This window comes from Streptomyces sp. NPDC088097, assembly GCF_044741845.1.
Lineage (GTDB): Bacteria > Actinomycetota > Actinomycetes > Streptomycetales > Streptomycetaceae > Streptomyces.
The window spans coordinates 245,450-266,108 of sequence record NZ_JBIUTJ010000001.1 but is presented as its reverse complement, the minus strand read 5'-3'; the positions used below and the strand labels follow the sequence as shown (position 1 = coordinate 266,108).

The following is a 20,659-nucleotide window of genomic DNA, read 5'->3' as shown; positions in this document are numbered from 1 at the left end:
CCTTTCAACCCCGCCCCACCGCACGGCCGCTCCGCACCACCGCACCGCCGCTTCGCACCGCCTCACATCCCGTCCACCGCCCGGATCCCAGGGAGACGGCCGCATGACCGGTACCGGTACGCGCCACGACCGCGACGGAGCCGCCCCGCCGCAGCGCTTCGTCATCAGCTTCGCGGGCTTCAACCGCCCCTGGGCGGTGTGGATCGCCCACCGCCTGGAGGAACACGGCCACCGGGTCGCGCTCCAGCGCTGGGACCCGCAGAGCAGCCCCGACCTGACCGACGCCCTCGACGACCTGACCCGGGCCGGCGGTCGGGTCCTGCTCGTGCTCAGCGAGCGCTACTTCTCCGCCGGCACCCACACCGACGAGGAGTGGAACACGGCCCTGCGCGCCGTCACCGAGGCCCACCCCGACCGCCTCGCCGCCGTCTGCCTCACCGACGCCCCGCTGCCCAGCGCGGTCGCCGCGCTGGAGAAGACCGACCTGTGGGGCCTGGACGCGTACGAGGCCGAATACCGGGTGCTGCGCCGGCTGGAGCTGCCCACCGACCGGATCGGCACCGAGAGCGGTCGCCGCGGACCCCGCTTCCCCAACGACCCGCCCGAGATCTGGGGCCGCGTCCCGCGCCGCAACCCGCGCTTCACCGGCCGCAACGACGTCATCGGGAAACTGCGCGAGGCCCTCACCGAGGCCCCGCCCGGAGCGACCACCGTCACCCTCCTGGGCCTGTCGGGGGTAGGCAAGACCCAGGTGGCCACCGAGTACGCCTACCGGTTCGCCTCCGAGTACGACGTGGTGTGGTGGGTCCCCGCCGAGGACCGGCCCACCCTGCGCGAACGCCTGGCCGACCTGGCCCCCGCGCTCGGCCTGCCGCGCGGCGCGGGCAGCTACGGCGAGCAGATCCGAGCCGTGCTGGAGGCCCTGCGGCGCGGCGCCCCGTACCACCGCTGGCTGATGGTGTTCGACGGCTGCGACAACCCCGACGACCTCTTCGACCTGCTGCCCGCCGGCGCGGGCGACGTCATCATCACCTCCCGCAACCGGGAGTGGGCAGCCCGCCACACCAACCTCGTCGAAGTCCCCCTCTACGCCCGCCCCGAGTCGATCACCTTCATCCGCCGCCGGGCCGGCCGGCTCACCGGCGAGGAGGCCGACCAACTCGCCGAGGCCCTGGAGGACTACCCGCTGGCCCTGGACCAGACCGCGGGCTGGCTGGCCGACTCCCCGATGCGCGTGGGCGAGTACCTCGAACTCCTTCAGCACCGGCTGGACTCCCACGAGGCCGTCACCCTCTCCGACGACTACCCGCTGCCCTTCCCGACCGCCCTGGCCATACTCCTCAACAACGTCCGGGAGAACTTCCCCGACGCCCTCGCCCTGCTGCGGCTGTTCGTGTTCTTCGCCCCCGGCCGGGTCCCGCTGCGCCTCCTGCGCGAGTTCCCCGCCGACGACGTCCCCGAACACCTCGCCGGGATCGTCAACGACCAGATCCGCTGGAACGCCGCCCTCAACAAGCTCGTCCAGTTCTCCGTGGTCCGCCTGGAGTACTCCGACCTCTCCGTGGAGGAGGGCGGCGGCCTGGAAACCGTCCAGCTCCACCGCATGGTCCACAACATCGTCCGCGAGAACCTCGCCGAGGACGAGGCCGACCAGCTCTCCCGCTCCGTCCGCCAGGTCCTCGCCGCCGCCGACCCGGGCCGCCCCACCGACTCCCGGCTCTGGCCCCGCTACGCCGAACTGATCCCGCACCTGGTCCCCGCCGGGGTGCTGACCAGCAGCAACCCGCGCATCCAGAACTTCCTGCTGCACTGCCTGCGCTACCTGATCCTCGCCGGCGAGTACCGCACCTGCCTGCGCCTGTCCGAACAGACCGACGAGGTCTGGCGCTCCCTGCTCGGCGACGACCACGACCAGGTCCGCGAACTCAGCTACCACTACAGCGGCGCCCTGCGCATGCTCGGCCACTTCCGCCGCGCCGAGACCCTCGCCCGCTCCCGCGCGGACCTCCTCCTCGCCGAACGCGGCGACCGCGACCTGGAGACCCTGCGCGCGACCAGCACGTACGCCGGCGTCCTGCTCAGCACCGCCCGCTTCGACCAGGCCCGCGAACTGCTGGAACACTCCTTCGCCACCTACCGCGAACTCCTCGGCGAGGACGACTCCACCACCCTCAACGCCCAGAACAACGTCGCCGTCGTGCTCCGCCTCCTCGGCCGCTACCAGGAGGCCTACGACATCGACCTGGACACCCTGCGCCGCCGCGAGCGGGTGCTGCGGGTCCGGCACATCGCCACCCTCTCCTCCGGCATCGGCTGCGCCATGGGGCTGCGCCTGATGGGCCGCTACCGCGAGGCGCTCGCCCGCCAGGAACAGGGCCTCAAGATCCACGTCCAGGTGCTCGGAGCCAACCACCCGCAGACCCTGCGCGCCGAACACAACCTCGGCCTGTGCCTGCGCCGTTCCGGCGACATCCTGGGCGCCGGCGCCCGGCTGCGCAGCGTCCTGGAACGCTCCACCCGGGTCTTCGGCGCCGAGTTCCCCTGGACCCTGATGGTCGCCTCCGACTACGCCACCTACCTGCGCGAGTACGGGGACGTCGAGGAGGCCCGCCGGATCTCCGAGGAGGTCGTGCGCGGCTACCAGACGCAGCTCGGCCTCGCCCACCCGTACAGCATCGGCACCGTCGGCAACCTGGCCCTCGTACTGCGCGCCCAGGGCGAGCGCACCGAGGCCCTCAACCTCGCCGAACAGGCCCTCGTCGGCATGCGCGGCGCCCTCGGGGACCGCCACCCCTGGACCCTGGGCTGCGCCCTCAACGCCGGTGGGCACCGCAACATCACCGGCCACGCCGAGGACGCCCTCGACCTGGGCCGCGAGACCCTGCGCGGCGCCGAGCGGGTCCTGGGCCCCGACCACCCCATGACGCTGAGCGCCCAGATCGCCCTCGCCGCCGACCTGCGCTCCGTACGCGAGGACGCGGAGGCCTCCAAGCACGAGGAGGCGGGCATCCGCGCCCTGACCCGCACCCTGGGCCCCCAGCACGTCCACACCGTCTCCGCCCGCCAGCAGACCCGCCCGTACTGGGACTTCGAACCCCAGCCGTAGAACGGTCCCCCCGTACGCCGCGAGGCCCGACCCCCGTGAAGGGGCCGGGCCTCGCGGCGTACGGGTCGAGCGCGGCGACTACGCCTCGAAGACCTCGTTCAGCAGGAGCTGCTGCTCCGCCTGGTGGCGCTTCGCGGAGCCCACCGCCGGGGACGAGCCGTGCGGACGCGAGATGCGACGCAGACGCTCACCGGCCGGGACCTCTGCGCCGACCGCCAGGTCGAGGTGGTCGATCAGGTTCAGCGCGATGAACGGCCACGCGCCCTGGTTCGCCGGCTCCTCCTGCGCCCAGATGTACTTGGCCGCGTTCGGGAACTTGGCGATCTCCGCCTGGAGTTCGGCGCCGGCCAGCGGGTACAGCCGCTCGATGCGGATGATCGCCGTGTCGGTGATGCCGCGCTTCTCCCGCTCGGCCTCCAGGTCGTAGTAGACCTTGCCCGCGCAGAAGACGACCTTGCGCACCGCGTTCGGGTCCACCGTGCTGTCGCCGATGACGGGACGGAAGGAGCCGTTCGTGAACTCCTCCGCCTTCGACGCCGCCGCCTTCAGACGCAGCATCGACTTCGGGGTGAAGACGATGAGCGGCTTGTGGTGCGGGTTGTGGACCTGCCAGCGCAGCAGGTGGAAGTAGTTCGACGGCAGGGTCGGCATCGCGACCGTCATGTTGTCCTGCGCGCACATCTGGAGGAAGCGCTCGGGACGCGCGGACGAGTGGTCCGGGCCCTGGCCCTCGTAGCCGTGCGGCAGCAGCAGCGTGACGCCGGACGTCTGGCCCCACTTCTGCTCGGCCGAGGAGATGAACTCGTCCACGACGGTCTGCGCGCCGTTGACGAAGTCACCGAACTGGGCCTCCCAGAGGACCAGCGCGTCCGGACGGGCCAGCGAGTAGCCGTACTCGAAGCCCATGGCCGCGTACTCGGAGAGCAGCGAGTCGTAGACGTTGTAGCGGGCCTGCTCGTCCGAGAGGTACTGCAGCGGGGTGTAGTCCTCGCCCGTCTCCCGGTCGATGAGGACCGCGTGACGCTGGCCGAAGGTGCCGCGACGGGAGTCCTGACCCGACAGGCGGACCGGAGTGCCCTCCATCAGCAGCGAACCGAAGGCCAGGGTCTCGCCCATGCCCCAGTCGATCGTGCCCTCGTCGATCATCGCCGCGCGACGCTGCAACTGCGGCAGCAGACGCGGGTGGACGGTGACGTTGTCGGGGACGTTGACCTGGGACTCGGCGATCCGCTTGACGACCTCCTGCGAGATCGCGGTGTTCACCGGGACCGGGAACTCCATCGCGGTCTGTGCGGGGGTCACCACGGTGCCGGCGGCCGGAGCCGTGGCGGCCTCGCGGACCTCCGCGAAGACCTTCTCCAGCTGGCCCTGGAAGTCCTGGAGCGCCTGCTCGGCCTCTTCCAGGGTGATGTCGCCGCGACCGATGAGGGACTCGGTGTAGAGCTTGCGCACCGAGCGCTTCTTGTCGATCAGGTCGTACATCAGGGGCTGGGTGAAGGCCGGGTTGTCCGACTCGTTGTGGCCGCGACGGCGGTAGCAGATGAGGTCGATGACCACGTCCTTGTTGAACGCCTGACGGAACTCGAAGGCCAGGCGCGCGATGCGGACCACGGCCTCCGGGTCGTCGCCGTTCACGTGGAAGATCGGCGCCTCGATCATGCGGGCCACGTCGGTCGCGTACATGGACGAACGCGAGGACTCCGGGGCGGCGGTGAAGCCGACCTGGTTGTTGATGACCACGTGCACGGTGCCGCCGGTGCGGTAACCGCGCAGCTGCGACATGTTCAGCGTCTCGGCGACCACACCCTGGCCCGCGAAGGCCGCGTCGCCGTGCAGGGCGACGGGCAGGACCGTGAAGTCCGTGCCGCCCTTGTTGATGATGTCCTGCTTGGCGCGGACCACGCCCTCCAGGACCGGGTCCACCGCCTCCAGGTGCGAGGGGTTCGCGACGAGCGAGACCTTGATCTGCTCCCCATCCAGGCCCGTGAAGGTGCCGTTGGCGCCCAGGTGGTACTTGACGTCGCCGGAGCCGTGCATGGACTTCGGGTCGAGGTTGCCCTCGAACTCGCGGAAGATCTGCGCGTACGACTTGCCCACGATGTTCGCGAGGACGTTCAGCCGGCCGCGGTGGGCCATGCCGATCGCGACCTCTTCGAGGCGGGCCTCGGCGGCCGAGTCGATGACGGCGTCGAGCAGCGGGATGACGGACTCGCCGCCCTCCAGGGAGAACCGCTTCTGGCCGACGTACTTGGTCTGCAGGAAGGTCTCGAAGGCCTCCGCCGCGTTCAGTCGGCGCAGGATCCGCAGCTGCTCCTCGCGCTCCGGCTTGGAGTGCGGGCGCTCGATGCGGTCCTGGATCCAGCGGCGCTGCTTGGGGTCCTGGATGTGCATGAACTCGACGCCGGTGGTGCGGCAGTACGAGTCGCGCAGCACGCCGAGGATGTCGCGGAGCTTCATCATCGACTTGCCGGAGAAGCCGCCGACCGCGAACTCGCGCTCCAGGTCCCACAGGGTGAGGCCGTGCTCGGTGATGTCCAGGTCGGGGTGCTTGCGCTGCTTGTACTCCAGCGGGTCGGTGTCGGCCATGACGTGGCCGCGGACCCGGTAGGAGTGGATCAGCTCGAAGACGCGGGCGGCCTTCGTGACGTCGTCGTCGTGCGAGGCGTCGATGTCCCGGAGCCAGCGGACCGGCTCGTACGGGATGCGCAGCGCCTCGAAGACGTCGTCGTAGAAGCCGCTCTCGCCGAGCAGCATGTTCGCGACGACGCGCAGGAACTCGCCCGAGGCCGCGCCCTGGATGGTGCGGTGGTCGTAGGTCGAGGTCAGCGTCATGACCTTGGAGATGCCCAGCTTGTTCAGGGTGTCCTGAGAGGTGCCCTGGAACTCGGCGGGGTAGTCCATGGAGCCGACGCCCATGATGACCGACTGTCCGGGCATCAGGCGGGGCACGGAGTGGACGGTGCCCAGGCCGCCGGGGTTGGTCAGCGAGACGGTGACGCCGGTGAAGTCGTCCATCGTCAGCTTGCCGACGCGGGCCCGGCGGACGATGTCCTCGTAGGCCTGCCAGAACTCGAAGAAGTTGAGGGTCTCGGCCTTCTTGATGCCGGCGACGACGAGCTGGCGGTCGCCGTTGGGCTTCACCAGGTCGATCGCGAGGCCGAAGTTGATGTGCTCCGGCTTGACCAGGGTCGGCTTGCCGTCCTTCTCCGCGAAGGAGTGGTTCATCGACGGCATGGCCTTGATGGCCTGGACCATCGCGTACCCGATGAGGTGGGTGAAGGAGATCTTCCCACCGCGGGCGCGCTTGAGGTGGTTGTTGATGACGATGCGGTTGTCGAACAGAAGCTTCACCGGGACGGCGCGCACGGACGTGGCCGTCGGCACTTCCAGGGAGGCGTTCATGTTCTTGACGACGGCAGCCGCCGGGCCGCGGAGCGTCACCAGTTCGGGGCCCGTGGGGGCCTCGGTGGCGGGCGCGGCCTTCTGGGGGGCTACGGGAGCGGCGGTCGGAGCCGGTGCCTGAGGGGCGGGAGCGGCGGCCGGAGTCTGGGAGGTGACAGTCACAGCAGGGGCACCAGAGGGGGTGGCAGGAGCAGGGGCAGGAGCTGACGCGGGCGTGGGCGCGGCAGCCGGTGCGGGCACGGCGCGAGCCGCCCCCGTGGCGGCCGCGACGGGGGCCTGCGGGACTGCGGCGGAGGTGGCGGCCTGTGCGGAGGCGCCATCCGTCGTCGAGGACTTCTCGGGACCGTCGGCCTTCACAGGGGCTACGACGCCCCCGGCCTTGTAGTCGGCGAAGAAGTCCCACCAGGCCCGGTCGACCGAGTTCGGGTCCTGGAGGTACTGCTGATAGATCTCGTCGACGAGCCACTCATTCGCGCCGAAGCCTGAGGCAGGGGTCTTCCCGCCCTCTGCTGCTTCGGTCGTGGTGGTCGAGTTACTGGGGGACTGTGGCGACACGGCGGCAACCGCCCTCTTCCGCTTCACAAGGTATGGACAGCGGGAATAAAGGCTACGCCTCCCGGGCCGTGTGATGCAGGCCGGGCGGGACTTCCGTCATGCAGGTCACACCGAACGGCGGGTTTCGTCACCTGGAATGGCGGGAAACAAGCGTGGTTCGGGTAGGGCGCAACCAGGTTGCGGCCTCAGTGGCTTCGCACCCTTGACGACCCCGGGCACATGTGGCCGAGATCATGTCCTTCCCGTAGGAAGCGTACGTCAAGACGATGCCCGCGAGCTGCCCGGAAGGGTGACGAGGATTCGGCAGCCCCGTGACGATTCGGCCACGCCGATGTTCCCGCCGTGCAGGCCCACGGCCCATCTGGCGATGGCCAGCCCCAGCCCCGTGCCCCCGTCGCCGCCCCCGGCGGCGCCCCGGTTGAACCGCTCGAACACCCGGTGGCGCTCGGCCTCCGGTATGCCCGGACCCTCGTCGACCACTTCCAGGACCAGGCCCCCGGGCGCGTCGCCGGCCCGCGCCCGGACGGTGACCCGACCGTGCGGCGGGCTGTGCTTGACCGCGTTGTCGATCAGGTTCGCCACGACCTGGTGCAGCCGCTCCGCGTCCGCGTACGCCGCCAGCTCGGACGGGAACACGTCCAGGTGGAGGTGGACGTCGTTGCGGGTGTGCCCGCCCGAGCCCGAGGCCAGCCCCGGCCGGCCGGCCGCCGCGAGCCCCGACTCCTTCAGCACCCCCGACAGGTAAGGCCACACCTCGAAGCGGCGCGCCCGCAACGGCACCACCCCGTTGTCCACCCGGGACAGGTCCAGCAGGGTCTCCACCAGTCGCCCGAGCCGCTCGGTCTGCTTCAGCGCCGTCCGCATCGTCTCCGGATCGGCCGCCGAGACCCCGTCCACCACGTTCTCCAGCACCGCCCGCAGCGCCGCGATGGGCGTGCGCAGCTCGTGCGAGACGTTCGCGACCAGCTCCTTGCGGTGCCGGTCCTCGGCCTCCAGGTCGTCGGCCATCAGATTGATGGTGGAGGCCAGGTCGCCCAACTCGTCGCGGCGACCCGCGCCGCGCACCCGCCGGGTGTAGTCCCCGTGGGATATCGCCCGGGCCACCGTCGTCATCTCGTCCAGCGGGGCCGTCAGGCTGTGCGCCACGAACTGGGTGATCAGCATCGAGGCGATCACCGAGAAGACGGTGATGAAACGCACTTCCGTGGCCGTGCGCAGGGCCACCATCAACAGCCCCGTGGTGATGAACACCGAGACCACGACGAGCGTGCCCAGCTTCGTCTTGATCGAGAACGGCGAGTACGGCCGCGGGGGCTGCGGGCCGACGCCCGGTTCCCGCCGGCTCACGGCTGGGCCGGGGTCTCCAGGGCGTACCCGACGCCGTGGACCGTACGGATCCGCTCCGCCCCGATCTTCCGGCGCAGGGCCTTGATGTGGCTGTCGACCGTACGGGTCCCCGACGCGTCCGCCCAGTCCCACACCTCGGCGAGCAGCTGCTCCCGCGAGAGCACCGCCCGCGGGGTCCCGGCCAGGCAGACCAGCAGGTCGAACTCGGTCGGCGTCAGGTGCACGTCCTCCGCCTGTACGCGGACCCGGCGCTGCGCGTGGTCGATCTCCAGGTCGCCCAGGCGCAGCGTGGCCCCGCGCGGGGCGTGCGCGGCCAGCGTGGCCCGCTCCACCCGGCGCAGCAGCACGTGGACCCGCGCGGCAAGCTCCCGCATCGAGAACGGCTTCGTCATGTAGTCGTCCGCCCCGACCCCGAGGCCGACGAGCATGTCGGTCTCGTCGTCGCGGGCGGTGAGCATCAGCACCGGTACCGGCCGGTGCGCCTGGACCCGCCGGCACACCTCCAGCCCGTCGAACCCGGGCAGCATGACGTCGAGCACCAGCAGCTCGGGCAGCCAGCTCTCGGCGGCGGCGACGGCGGCCGGGCCGTCGTACGCGGTCTGCACCTGGAAGCCCTCGGCCCGCAGTCGGGCCGCGATGGCGTCGGCGATGGTGTGGTCGTCCTCGACCACGAGAACGCGCCGCTGGGCGCCCGGGGTGGCCGCGGCGCCGTTGTGGGTGGTGTGTGTCTGTTCCATGTCCCGCCCCTGAAGATCCCGCGTGATGTCGTGCAGCGTAGAGGAGCCGCCGGCCCACGGCCATGGAGGGTTCGGACAGGCCGGGACGGGTGGACTCTGAAGCGTTGCGGTGCGGGCGGGGTACGGAAACGGGCTGAATCGGTGGGAACCGGATGCGGGGGAGCCCGGCGGCCCTCCCCCCACGGAAGGGCCGCCGGGCGGTGCGGGGGACGGTCAGAGGGCGAGGCCGTGGCCGTGCGGGAAGACCGGGTCCGCGGTGTCGTTGGGGACGTCGGGGCGCGAGGCGGCGACGGCCGCCATGGACCGGGGCAGCTCGAAGGGCAGCCGCCCCTCGGCGAAGGCCCGGCCGAAGGCCACGTCGAGCAGGGCGGCGTCGCCGGCCCCGTAGTCGGCGATCAGGGCGGCGGCGCGCTCGGCGATCTCGGGGATGACGGCGGCCCGCTCCAGATTGATGCAGACCACGGTGGGGACCGCGTCGAGCAGCGCGAGGATCGTCGCGAGCCGCGCCTCGGGGAAGGCCAGCGACCCCGAGTGGAAGAAGGACTCGAAGAGGTTCTCGCGGGGCTCGTGGGGGGTGCGCAGGCGCAGCACCGCGAGGTCGGCGGCGGCCGGGTCGGCGACGACCTCCCCGTAGATGCCGGCGGTGGCCTCGTCCACGCCCCGGACGAAGAGCTTCGGCCGGCCCGTCACGGGCAGGGTCGCGTCCCGGTTGGTCAGGACGGTCAGGGAGCGCCGCTGGGCGGCGGCGCCCAGGGCGGTGAAGTCGGCCCGGCCCACCGTCTCGGCGGCCGCGTCCGGGTCGACGTAGGGGTTCTCGAAGAGGCCGAGGCGGAACTTCTCGCGCAGCAGCCGGCTCACCGACCCGTCGATCCGGGACTCGGGGATCCGGCCCGAGCGGACCAGCTCCACGATCACCTCGGGGCACTGTTCGCCCCCGAACTGGTCGCAACCCGCCTCCAGGGAGCGGGCGGCGCGCTCGGCCACGTCCAGGTGCTCCAGGCCCCAGGCGCGGGCCGGGTGGTGCTGGCCGAAGATCGAGGAGTCCGTCAGCAGGCCCCAGTCGGTGCAGACGATCCCGTCGAAGCCCAACTCCTCGCGGAGCAGCCCGCTGACGACGCCCTGGTTGAAGCCGAAGCCGACCTCTTCCCAGTCCGTGCCGATCGGCTGGCCGTAGTAGGGCATCATCTGCGCGCAGCCGGCCTCGATGGCGGCCTTGAAGGGCTCCAGGTGCAGGTCGCGCATCCCGCCCGGGTAGACCTGCTCCTTGCCGTGCGCGAAGTGCGGGTCCTCGCCGTCCTTCTGGGGGCCGCCGCCGGGGAAGTGCTTGACCATCGCGGAGACGGAGTCCGGGCCGAGTTCCTCGCCCTGGAGGCCGCGCACGTACGCCCGTACGAGTTCGCCCGTGAGCTTCGCGTCGGAGCCGAAGGTGCCGGTCTGGCGTGACCAGCGGGGCTCGGAGGCCAGGTCGATCTGGGGGTGCAGGGCGACGCGGAAGCCGACGGCCAGGTACTCGCGCCGGACCGTGTCGGCGAAGGAGAACACCAGCTCGGGGTCCCCGATCGCGGCGAGGCCGAGGGCCTCGGGCCAGGCGGAGAAGGCGCCTGAGTTGAAGGAGGCGCCGACGTTGTCGGTGAAGGCGTGCCGGGGGTCGGTGGAGAGGGTGACGGGTATCCCGAGGCGGGTGGCCGCCGCCATCTCCTGGACGGCGTTCTGCCACAGGGCCATCTCGCGGGCCCCGTAGGTGCCCAGGAGGTTGAAGTGGGTCAGCAGGCGGCCTTCGATCAGCTCGGGGGTCGTCAGCGGGAGCATCGAGCCGTCGGTCTCGGTGACCGGGGTGCCGTCCGGATTCATCATCAGCATCGAGTGGAAGAGCTGGCCGGCCTTCTCCTCCAGGGTCATCCGGGAGAGCAGGTCCTCCACGCGCCGCTCGATCGGGAGCGAGGCGTCCTTGTAGGCGGGGGAGCCTGCGGGGGCGGGGGCGGAGGCGGGGGTGCGGGGCGGGGTGGTCACGGTCGGGGCTCCTGGGGTGGGTGGGGCGCGCGGGAGGCGGGCTCTGCCCGGGGCCGACGACCGCCGGCCCGACGGCGGCGGGCATCCCGCGCCCACGAGTCGGGAGCGTCGGCGCGGCCGGACGCGTCGTCGACCTGGCGATCCCAACGTAGACGCGAAAACCATGCACTCACTAGGTTTTCGGAAAGTGACCTGGGTCACTGGGGTGCGTGGCCGGAAAAAAGCGGTCGAAGCTCACCGTTTAGGGTGGCCGCATGGCACAGGACGCGGGCCGGACGCCCCCCCGATCGACCCCGAAGGCCACGGTCAGGGGCAGCTACGCCGTGGGCGACGCCCGCCGGCAGAAGATCCTCGACACCGCCGTCGAACACTTCGCACGCTGGGGGTTCCACGCCTCCTCCCTCGCCCGGATCGCCCACGACTGCGGCATCACCCAGGGCGGTCTGCTCCACCACTTCCGGGGCAAGGAGGACCTCCTGCTGTCGGTCCTCGCGCAGAGCGAACAGCACGACGTCGACCGCCTCTTCGCGGGCCCGCACGGTACGACGGCCGACCACTTCGACGCGGTCGTGGCCCTCGCCGCCGACAACGTCCGCCGCCCCGGCCTCGTCCGGATGTTCACCACCCTCGTCGGCGAGTCCGGCAACCCCGGCCACCCCGCGCACGCGTACTTCCGCGACCGCTACGCCCGGGTCCTCGGACACACCGTGGAGATCCTGGAACGGGGTGTCGCCGGAGGCGAAATCCGCCCGGACACCGACTGCGAGGGCGTCGGTCGGGAACTCCTCGCCGTGATGGACGGCCTCCAGATCCAATGGATCCTGGAGCCGGAGGCCGTGGACATGACGGCGCGGCTGCGGACGTACCTGGACCGCAGACTGCGCGAGATCTCCGCGGGTGGCCCTGCCACCGGCTGAGCGGTGGGTGGTGCGGTGGTCGTTGGGGGTGGCCGGTGGCCGGTGGCCGGTGGCCGGTGGCCGGTGGCTGTGGTCGGTGGGGCGGCCGGTGGGGTCCGGGCCGTCAGCGGTCCGGGGTGAAGGCCGGCAGGGATTCCAGGACCGCCCGCAGACCCGGGGTCAGTGCCGGCTCGTCGCGGGTTACCTCGACGCCGTCCTGGGCGAAGACGTAGCCGAAGGCGTCGAAGACCTTCGGGTCACCCGTCGCGACCCGGGGCAGGTGGGCGAGGTCCGCCCCGCGCAGCGCCCCGCGCAGCGACTCCAGGGAGGCGGCGTCCAGCCGTCCCGTGCCCTCCGGGCGGGCCTCGCGGTCGAGCCGGGTCCACGAGCCGTCGCCCCGGACCACGAGCGTGTGGGTCGCGCCGGCGTAACCGCCGCTGCGGGAGACCCGGATCAGGGTCGCGGAGGAGTCCGGGGGCGGCGACGCCGTGGCCCCGTCCGTGGGGCCGTCCGTGGGGCCGGTGGGACGCGCTGACGAGACCCCGGGCGTCGGCGCCGTTCCGGTTCCCGTCGAGGGAGTCGCGGTGGACCCGGGGGACGAGGGCGCGGCCGTCCGCGCCGGGGCGCCGCCCGGGCCGCACCCGGCCAGTACCGCGCCGCCCAGCAGCGCCGCCGCCACGACCCCGGCCACCCGGGGTGCCCGCCGCCGCACGCGGACCCCGCGCGTCCCGCGCGGTTCCGCAGCCCCGCGCGGGCCTTCCGGGGCGCCGAGCCCCGGCTCCCGTAGGGCGTCGAACACCGTCGGTCCCGCGCACGGGCCCGAGGGCTCCGGCGTACCTCGTGAGCCCGCCCGTTCCCGTTCTCCCGACACCTCGCGCACACCCGCCTCCCGAGTCCCCGTACCGAACCCCGAGTATGGAGTCCCCGTCCCGCCACGGAAAGCACCCCGGAGGCCGTCATCCGCCGCATCGCAGCCCCTTGGCGCGGGCTGCCCCCGCTGCTCGCCCTCCTCCTCGGCCTGCTGGGTACGGAGCGCGGCCCCGGCGGCGGCAGCATGTGGCGCGACGAGTCCACCACCTGGCAGGTCGCCCACCGCCCCCTCCCCGACCTGGGCGAACTCCTCGGGCGGGTCGACGCCGTCCACGGCCTGTACTACCTGCTGATGCACGGGGTCTTCGCCCTGGTGGGGGACGGCGACGACCCCGCCGGCGGAGGGCTGTGGGCGCTGCGGATGCCGTCCGTCGCCGCGACCGCGCTCGCCGCCGCCGGGGTCGCCGCCGTCGCGCACCGCCTCATCGGGGCGCGGGCCGCCCTCATCGCCGGCTGCGCCTACGCCCTGTTGCCGCCCGTGCAGATGTACGCGCAGGAGGGCCGTTCGTACGCGTTCGTCGCCGCCGCCGTCGTCTGGGCCACGTACCTGATGCTGTGCGCACGCTGGACCGCCTACGCCGTCGTCCTGCTGCTCGGCTGCTGGCTGCACGAGTTCGCCGCCTTGGCGCTGCTCGCGCACGCCCCCACCGCCGGCCGCGCGCGCGGTTGGCGGTGGAGCGCCGGGGCCGTCGTGGTCGGGCTGGCGCCGCTGGCCCTGATCAGCGCCCGCCAGGCACAGGCCCAGCTGGGCTGGCTCGGCCGGCCGAGCTGGCAGGACTGGGTGGCGTACGGGGTCCTCGCGGGCGCCGTGGCCCTGCTCGCGCGGGGCGCCGACCGGCGGCTCGCGCGGGTCGCCGTACCGCTCGCGCTGCTGCCGCCCGGGCTGCTGCTCGCCGTCTCCCTGGTCCACCCCTGGTACGTGGACCGGTACGTCCTCTACTCCCTGGCCGGGCTCGCCATGCTCGTCGGGGCCCGGCTCGCGGAGGTGCGCGCCTGGTGGCCCTGGCTGCTGGCGGCGGCCCTGCTGGCTCCGTTGGCCTGGTGGTCGGCCTGGCTGCGGACCCCGGACAGCCGCAAGGACGACGTCCTCGCCGTGACCGCCGCCGTCCGGGAACGGGCCCGGCCCGGGGACGCGGTGCTCTTCATGCCGTCCCGGCGGCGCGAGTGGCTGCTGTCCTCCCCCGAGCTGTACGGGACCCTGCGCGACGTGGCCCTGGACCGCACCCCGGCCGCCTCGCGCAGCCTCCAGGGCACCGAACTCCCGCCCGAGCGGATCCGGGAGGCCCTGCGCGCGTCCCCCCGGGTCCTGGCCCTGCTGGACCCCGCCGGGCAGCCGCTGGACCCCTTCCCGGCGGAGGCCGCCAAGCGGGACACCCTGGCCGCCTCCTTCGAACGCTGCTCCGTGACCGAGGTCCGGGGCGCCCGCATCGCCCTCTACGCCCATCCGGGCGCCTGCGCCCGAGACCCCCGGGGCGCCCGTCCGTGACGGAGGTCCCCGCGCCCGCCCGAACCCCGCTCGACGGGGCGGGAGTTGCGGGGACCGGGGGTGGGTGAGGATGGGGGCGGGGCGGGCGCCGCCCCACCGTGACCCGGAGGTGCCGCGCATGAACCCGCAGGAGATCCCGCCCCTGGAGCCGCCCGGCCCGCTCGTCGGGGTCGACTGGACGGCCGCCCGACTCGGAGCCCCCGGGCTGGTCCTCTTCGACGCCTCCGTCGGAGCCCACCGGGGCGCCCCCGCCCGCATCCCCGGCGCCCGCCCCTTCGACCTCGACGGCGCCCTCAGCGACCACGACGCCGCCGCCCCGCACACCGTGCCCGGGCCGGGGGAGTTCACGGCCGAGCTGCGCGCCCTCGGGCTCCACGACACCGACACGGCGGTCGTGTACGACGCCGCCGGGATCTACTCCGGCGCCCGAGCCTGGTGGATGCTCCGCGCGATGGGCTTCGACCGCGTGGCCGTCCTCGACGGGGGCCTGCCCGCCTGGACCGAGGCCGGACTGCCCGTAGAGACCCTCCCGGCGGCGTACGGAGGCCCGCACGGCTCCTTCACCGCCCGGCCGCGCCCGGGGCGCCTGGTGGGCTCCGCCGAGGTCTCCGCCGCCCTGGCCGACCCGGACGCCGCCGTCCTCGACGCCCGGACCCGGGAGCGCTTCGCCGGCGCCGCCCCCGAGCCCCGACCGGGCCTGCGCGGTGGGCACATGCCGGGCGCGGTGAACCTCCCCTTCGCCGAACTATTGCGGCCCGACGGCCTGATGCGCCCGCGCGCGGAGCTTCGTACCGCCCTCGCCGACGCGGCCGGCGACCGGGAGCGCCTCTACTTCAGCTGCGGCTCCGGCGTCACGGCCTGCGTCCTCGCGCTCGGCGCCGCCGTGGCCGGCTACGGGGAGGAGGCCCTGGCGGTGTACGACGGCTCCTGGAGCGAATGGGGCCTGCCCTCGGCCTCGCGCCCGGTCGCCACGGGCGGGGGATAGCCCCACCCCGGGTCCGGGTACGCACCCCAGGGCGCGGGGCGCGGGCCCGCCACAGACTGGGGGCATGTCACCTCACGCCCCCTCAGCCCGCCTCACCCGTACGGTCGTCGGCACCACCGCCGCCGTGACCCTCCTGCTCCTGGCCGGCTGCGGAGCGCTGCCGGGCCGGGCCATGAAGACCTCCACCTCCGAGGCCACGGTCACCGAGGCGGTGACGGCGGTGGAGATCACGGACGCCCGCCGGGGCTCCGTCGAGGTGACCCCGGGCAGCGGCGCCGGGGTGAGCGTGCACCGCACCGTCCACTACCAGGGCAACACGACGCCCGAGCCCGGCCGGCGGGTGTCGGACGGCACGCTGAGCTTCACGAACGGCTGCGGGAACGACTGCTGGGTCGACTACCGGCTGGTGGTTCCCGCCACGGTCAAGGTCAAGATCGACGGGAGCAGTGGGGACGTCTCGGTGACGGGCGTGGCCCGGGCCGAGGTGGACACCGACTCCGGCGACGTCCGCGTCGAGCGCATCGCGGGCCCGCTGAAGGTCCGCACCTCCTCGGGGGAGATCCGGGCCGGCGCCCTGAGCGACGCGGGCGCGGACATCCGTACGGACTCGGGCGACACCACCCTGGACTTCGCGCAGGTCCCGCGCTCGGTCTCCGTCATCAGCACCGCCGGCGACGTCGACGTCACGGTCCCGCGGGCGCCGTACGAGGTGACGGCCTCCACCACCTCGGGCACCCGCCGGATCGCCGTCCCCACGACCCCCGCGGCACCCTCCCGCCTCGCCCTCAAAACCACCTCGGGCGACGTCCACGTCGCGACGACCTGAGCCCCCTGGTCGATGGCCTGAGCCCACCCCGGCACGAGACGAAGCCACCCGTGCGGGGGCCGCCGCCGACGCCCCGAGAGCTGTTCGCCCCCGGCGAACGGGGGTTGGGGAACATCTTCGGGCTCAGGTGCATTGAGTCGGCATAGCTCAACTTCACTGCCGGAGGGAAGATCATGGCTTCGACGTCCGTATCGCTCACTCTGCCCGTACTGCCGCTCGACGACGAGGTCGTCCTGCCCGGGATGGTCGTCCCGCTCGACCTGTCCGACGCCGAGGTGCGCGGGGCCGTCGAGGCCGCGCAGGCGGCGGCTGGGAGCGGGAAGCCCCGGGTGCTGCTCGTACCGCGGGTCGACGGTACGTACACCGGGACCGGGGTGCTGGGGACCGTCGAGCAGGTGGGACGGCTCTCCGACGGGGACCCCGGGGCGCTCATCCGCGGCCGCGGCCGGGTCCGCATCGGCGCCGGGACCACCGGACCCGGGGCGGCGCTCTGGGTCGAGGGGCAGACCGTCGACGAGCACGTGCCCGACCCGCTGCCGGGGGCCGTCGCCGAGCTGGTCAAGGAGTACAAGGCGCTCGCCACCAGCTGGCTCAGGAAGCGCGGGGCCTGGCAGGTCGTGGACCGCGTCCAGCAGATCGACGGGGTCTCCGCCCTCGCCGACAACTCCGGCTACTCGCCCTTCCTGACGGTGGCCCAGAAGGTGGAACTCCTGGAGACCGCCGACCCCGTCGCCCGCCTCAGGCTCGCGATCAAGGCGCTCGGCGACCACCTCGCCGAACAGGACGTCGCCGAGTCCATCGCCAAGGACGTCCAGGACGGCGTCGACAAGCAGCAGCGCGAGTTCCTGCTCCGCCGCCAGCTCGAAGCGGTCCGCAAGGAACTGCGCGAGCTGAACGGCGACAAGGCCGGCGCGGACGGCGAGGAGTCCGACGATTACCGCGCCCGCGTGGAGGCCGCCGACCTGCCCGAGAAGGTGCGCGAGGCCGCCCTCAAGGAGGTCGAGAAGCTGGAGCGCTCCAGCGACCAGAGCCCCGAGGGCTCCTGGATCCGCACCTGGCTCGACACCGTCCTCGAACTGCCCTGGAACGAGCGCACCGAGGACCGGTACGACATCCAGGGCGCCCGGGCCGTCCTCGACGCCGAGCACGCGGGGCTCGGCGACGTGAAGGACCGCATCACCGAGTACCTGGCCGTCCGCAAGCGCCGCGGCGAACGCGGCATGGGCGTCATCGGAGGCCGCCGGGGTGGCGCCGTGCTCGCCCTCGTCGGCCCGCCCGGTGTCGGCAAGACCTCCCTCGGGGAGTCCGTCGCGCACGCCATGGGCCGCAAGTTCGTCCGCGTCGCCCTCGGCGGAGTCCGCGACGAGGCCGAGATCCGCGGCCACCGGCGCACGTACGTCGGCGCGCTGCCCGGACGCATCGTCCGCGCCATCAAGGAGGCCGGGTCCATGAACCCGGTGGTCCTGCTCGACGAGATCGACAAGGTCGGCTCCGACTTCCGCGGCGACCCGGCCGCGGCCCTGCTCGAAGTCCTCGACCCCGCCCAGAACCACACCTTCCGCGACCACTATCTGGAGGTGGAACTCGACCTCAGCGACGTGGTCTTCCTCGCCACCGCCAACGTCCTGGAGGCCATCCCCGAAGCCCTCGCCGACCGCATGGAGCTGGTCCGGCTCGACGGCTACACCGAGGACGAGAAGGTCGTCATCGCCCGCGACCACCTGCTGCCCCGCCAACTGGAGCGCGCCGGACTCGGCGCCGACGAGGTGGTCCTGGAGGACGAGGCCCTGCGGAGGCTGGCCGGCGAGTACACCCGCGAGGCGGGCGTGCGCACCCTGGAGCGGTCCATCGCGCGGCTGCTGCGCAAGGTGACCTCCCAGCACGAGCTGGGCGAGCGCGAGCTGCCCTTCACCATCGGGGCCGGCGAGCTGCGCGGCCTGATCGGGCGCCCGCACCACGTCCCGGAGTCCGCGCAGGACCCGGCGCAGCGGCGCACGGCCGTGCCCGGCGTGGCCACCGGCCTCGCCGTGACCGGCGCCGGCGGCGACGTGCTGTTCGTCGAGGCCTCCCTCGCCGACCCGGAGACGGGCGCGGCCGGGCTCACCCTCACCGGCCAGCTAGGCGACGTCATGAAGGAGTCGGCGCAGATCGCGCTGAGCTTCCTGCGCTCCCACGGGGCCGAACTCGAACTCCCCGTCACCGGGCTCAAGGACCGGGGCGTCCACATCCACTTCCCGGCGGGCGCGGTCCCCAAGGACGGACCGAGCGCGGGCATCACGATGACCACCGCGCTGGCCTCCCTGCTGTCGGGGCGCCAGGTCCGCACCGACGTGGCCATGACCGGCGAGGTCTCGCTGACCGGGCGGGTCCTCCCGATCGGCGGCGTCAAGCAGAAGCTGCTCGCCGCGCACCGGGCCGGACTGACCACCGTGATCATCCCCAAGCGGAACGAGGCCGACCTCGACGACGTCCCCGCCGAGGTCCTGGAGGGGCTGGAGGTGCACCCCGTGACGGACGTCCGGCAGGTGCTGGAGCTGGCCCTCGCGCCCGCGGTGGTCTCCTTCACCAAGGCCGCCTGACGGGGCCGGCCACCTGCCGGGCCGTCCACCCGCCCACCCGCCCACCCGTCCGACCGCCCGTCCGGCCCACGGTCCGGGACCCGCTTCGGCGGGGCCCCGGGCCGTCGGCGCGCGCCCTGCGAAATACTGGGCGCGTCCGGGGCCCGTACGGGTGCCCCACGCGTCGACAGGAGTGGTACGTGTACGGGAGCGAAGACCAGGAGTTCCTTGCGTTGGAGCGGGAGCTGTCCGTCTTCCTCCGACGGGCCCGCGCCTCCTCCGGGGAGATGGCCAGGGCCCTGCACCCCGAGCTGGAACCGGCCGCGTACGGGCTGCTCGTCCGCCTGGAGGCCGCCGGCCGCCAGCGGGCCACCGAGCTGGCCGGCTACTTCGGCGTCGGCAAGGCCACCATGAGCCGCCAGCTGCGCGCCCTTGAGGTGCTCGGGCTCGTCGCCCGCGAGCCGGACCCCGCCGACGGCCGGGCCTTCCTCGTCGGCCTCACCGAAGAGGGCCGGGACCGCTTCCTGCGCGTACGGGGGGCACGGCGCGAGCAGTACATGCGCAAGCTGGCCGACTGGGACCGGGGCGAGGTGGCCGAACTGGCCCGACTGCTGCGCCAGCTCAACTCGGGCGAGGAGTAGGCCCACCGGGGGCGCGCGCGTCTTCCGGGGTGACGGCCCGTGCGTCCTCCGGCGGGGCGCGCGCGTCTTCCGGGGTGACGCCCGCGCCTCCTCACGGGGTGACGGCCCGGGCCCCTACAGCTCCGCGTACACCGCCGAGGCGTCGTCGTGCCGCTTGTGCCGGGCCGACGGACGCAGCGGGTCGGACTCGACGGCCCGCACCCGCTCGATCAGCCCCCGCGCCCCCTCCACCCGGAGCACCTCCAGGCAGGCCGCCCAGTCGCCCTCCCCGAAGGTGTCCGTCCACCGGCTCGCCCCGTCGGTCAGCGCGGCCACCGCCGCGACCTCCCCGCGCGGGGTGCTCCCCGTGACCGCCCGGGCCGCCACCGCCGGATCCGCCGCGGCCGTGTGGAATCCCCCCTCGGCGTTGCGCAGCGCGTCGGTCGCCGCCTCCGAGCGCAGCACCTCGCGCGGGAGCCGGTCCAGGCGGTCGTCGAGGACGGCCGTCACCTTCCCGCCGGGCGCCCGGAGCAGCAGGACGGAGTCCGACAGCACCAGGTGCTCCACGACGGACCCGTCCCAGCGCACCATCACGACGGTCGCCTGGGGGGTCCGCACGTGAGAAAGGTCACAGGTGTCCCGGTGTGCGTCGGCGGTCTCCCCGATGGCCCGCGCCAGGATCCGGTCGAGCGGCATGTCCCGCCGCGATCCGGACAGTTCGGTCAATCGGCCGCCGAGCAGCGTCGAGAACCAGGGCACTCCGTGCACGCACCCGTCCTCGCCGCGCGGCGGCGTGACCCCGTCCAGGACCACCAGCACACCGCCGCCCGCCGCGGGTGCCGTCGCCGACACCCAGTCCTCATTGGGGCGTTCCGGGTCGCCGGGGGCCGAGGCAAGGTCGATGCGCATACCGACATTCTGCCCGCCGGGGCCCGCCCGGGAGCCCCCCGGCAGGGTCAAGTCCGTACCAATGCGGCGGCGTGCGCGGAGCACCGTCGAGTCCCCGGCCGGGGCGCCCGCGCGGATGTGGGCGGGCATACTGCCAAAGCCCGGCTCGATCTTTCAACCACCCGTCCACGGACGGCGCCTGACACGGGGTGCCCGAGTTGGTCGGCCACTCCTCCGTGATGTTCACTCCTTCGAGTGGCCGGGTGGGCGATGTGCGGCTCTCCTCCCAACACACTGCAAAGGTCTGAGGCGGTACGAGGGGGCAGGGGGCGTTTACTTGTTGACCGGCCGTTACCTCGGCCACACGAGTAGA

13 protein-coding genes are annotated in these 20,659 nt (G+C 73.2%); 7 read left to right on the top strand and 6 right to left on the bottom strand.

Annotated elements, in window-relative coordinates; translation table 11 throughout:
* The first annotated feature begins 103 nt into the window (after positions 1 to 103).
* Entirely contained in the window at positions 104 to 3,106 is a 3,003-nt protein-coding gene (fxsT, locus tag ACIOD1_RS01140) for an FxSxx-COOH system tetratricopeptide repeat protein (protein WP_401899471.1), read from the top strand.
* A gap of 78 nt (positions 3,107 to 3,184) precedes the next feature.
* Here the strand turns inward: fxsT and ACIOD1_RS01135 are convergent, their stop codons facing one another.
* The 4 genes from ACIOD1_RS01135 to ACIOD1_RS01120 form a co-directional block, all read right to left on the bottom strand.
* Positions 3,185 to 7,063, bottom strand: a complete 3,879-nt coding sequence (locus ACIOD1_RS01135; protein WP_401899469.1) for a multifunctional oxoglutarate decarboxylase/oxoglutarate dehydrogenase thiamine pyrophosphate-binding subunit/dihydrolipoyllysine-residue succinyltransferase subunit — start codon at positions 7,061 to 7,063, stop codon at positions 3,185 to 3,187.
* Positions 7,064 to 7,321: 258 nt separating this feature from the next.
* A complete protein-coding gene (locus tag ACIOD1_RS01130) occupies positions 7,322 to 8,410 on the bottom strand; it encodes a HAMP domain-containing sensor histidine kinase (protein ID WP_365618478.1) in 1,089 nt (362 codons plus the stop codon).
* On the bottom strand, positions 8,407 to 9,147 hold the full coding sequence (locus tag ACIOD1_RS01125) for a response regulator transcription factor (protein WP_365618475.1): 741 nt from the start codon (positions 9,145 to 9,147) through the stop codon (positions 8,407 to 8,409). Before ACIOD1_RS01125 ends, ACIOD1_RS01130 begins: the two co-directional genes overlap by 4 nt.
* A 213-nt stretch (positions 9,148 to 9,360) precedes the next feature.
* Positions 9,361 to 11,046 (bottom strand): glycoside hydrolase family 3 protein, encoded by a 1,686-nt coding sequence (locus tag ACIOD1_RS01120; RefSeq protein WP_401900413.1) that lies wholly within the window; start codon positions 11,044 to 11,046, stop codon positions 9,361 to 9,363.
* Between the two features lie 365 nt (positions 11,047 to 11,411).
* Between ACIOD1_RS01120 and ACIOD1_RS01115 the strand changes: the two genes are divergently transcribed.
* The gene (locus tag ACIOD1_RS01115; RefSeq protein WP_365618469.1) at positions 11,412 to 12,074 is read left to right on the top strand and encodes a TetR/AcrR family transcriptional regulator; all 663 of its coding nucleotides are present in this window, start codon (positions 11,412 to 11,414) and stop codon (positions 12,072 to 12,074) included.
* A gap of 103 nt (positions 12,075 to 12,177) precedes the next feature.
* Here the strand turns inward: ACIOD1_RS01115 and ACIOD1_RS01110 are convergent, their stop codons facing one another.
* Positions 12,178 to 12,852, bottom strand: coding sequence for a hypothetical protein (locus ACIOD1_RS01110; RefSeq protein ID WP_401899464.1), 675 nt, complete (start codon positions 12,850 to 12,852; stop codon positions 12,178 to 12,180).
* 255 nt (positions 12,853 to 13,107) lie between these two features.
* Here ACIOD1_RS01110 and ACIOD1_RS01105 point away from each other — a divergent pair, with 255 nt between their 5' ends.
* From ACIOD1_RS01105 to ACIOD1_RS01085, 5 genes are all read left to right on the top strand, one after another.
* Positions 13,108 to 14,409, top strand: a complete 1,302-nt coding sequence (locus ACIOD1_RS01105; RefSeq protein WP_401899462.1) for a hypothetical protein — start codon at positions 13,108 to 13,110, stop codon at positions 14,407 to 14,409.
* 118 nt (positions 14,410 to 14,527) lie between these two features.
* Positions 14,528 to 15,394 carry a sulfurtransferase gene (locus ACIOD1_RS01100; RefSeq protein WP_401899459.1) on the top strand — a complete coding sequence of 289 codons (867 nt, stop codon included), beginning with the start codon at positions 14,528 to 14,530 and terminating at the stop codon, positions 15,392 to 15,394.
* 64 nt (positions 15,395 to 15,458) lie between these two features.
* On the top strand, positions 15,459 to 16,220 hold the full coding sequence (locus ACIOD1_RS01095; protein WP_401899457.1) for a DUF4097 family beta strand repeat-containing protein: 762 nt from the start codon (positions 15,459 to 15,461) through the stop codon (positions 16,218 to 16,220).
* A 173-nt stretch (positions 16,221 to 16,393) separates the two neighbouring features.
* Complete coding sequence (lon, locus tag ACIOD1_RS01090) at positions 16,394 to 18,799, top strand: endopeptidase La (RefSeq protein ID WP_401899454.1); 2,406 nt, start codon at positions 16,394 to 16,396, stop codon at positions 18,797 to 18,799.
* A gap of 179 nt (positions 18,800 to 18,978) precedes the next feature.
* The gene (locus tag ACIOD1_RS01085; protein ID WP_365618451.1) at positions 18,979 to 19,419 is read left to right on the top strand and encodes a MarR family transcriptional regulator; all 441 of its coding nucleotides are present in this window, start codon (positions 18,979 to 18,981) and stop codon (positions 19,417 to 19,419) included.
* Between the two features lie 114 nt (positions 19,420 to 19,533).
* Here ACIOD1_RS01085 and ACIOD1_RS01080 read toward each other — a convergent pair whose 3' ends face one another.
* The gene (locus ACIOD1_RS01080; RefSeq protein ID WP_365618449.1) at positions 19,534 to 20,307 is read right to left on the bottom strand and encodes a hypothetical protein; all 774 of its coding nucleotides are present in this window, start codon (positions 20,305 to 20,307) and stop codon (positions 19,534 to 19,536) included.
* Positions 20,308 to 20,659: the final 352 nt, after the last annotated feature.

Coding starts and splice junctions, on each gene's coding strand:
- ACIOD1_RS01115 (WP_365618469.1), top strand. CDS start 11,412: ATGGCACAGGACGCGGGCCGGACGCCCCCCCGATCGACCCCGAAGGCC.
- fxsT (WP_401899471.1), top strand. CDS start 104: ATGACCGGTACCGGTACGCGCCACGACCGCGACGGAGCCGCCCCGCCG.
- ACIOD1_RS01095 (WP_401899457.1), top strand. CDS start 15,459: ATGTCACCTCACGCCCCCTCAGCCCGCCTCACCCGTACGGTCGTCGGC.
- ACIOD1_RS01100 (WP_401899459.1), top strand. CDS start 14,528: ATGAACCCGCAGGAGATCCCGCCCCTGGAGCCGCCCGGCCCGCTCGTC.
- ACIOD1_RS01080 (WP_365618449.1), bottom strand. CDS start 20,307: ATGCGCATCGACCTTGCCTCGGCCCCCGGCGACCCGGAACGCCCCAAT.
- ACIOD1_RS01125 (WP_365618475.1), bottom strand. CDS start 9,147: ATGGAACAGACACACACCACCCACAACGGCGCCGCGGCCACCCCGGGC.
- ACIOD1_RS01105 (WP_401899462.1), top strand. CDS start 13,108: ATGTGGCGCGACGAGTCCACCACCTGGCAGGTCGCCCACCGCCCCCTC.
- ACIOD1_RS01120 (WP_401900413.1), bottom strand. CDS start 11,046: ATGACCCTGGAGGAGAAGGCCGGCCAGCTCTTCCACTCGATGCTGATG.
- lon (WP_401899454.1), top strand. CDS start 16,394: ATGGCTTCGACGTCCGTATCGCTCACTCTGCCCGTACTGCCGCTCGAC.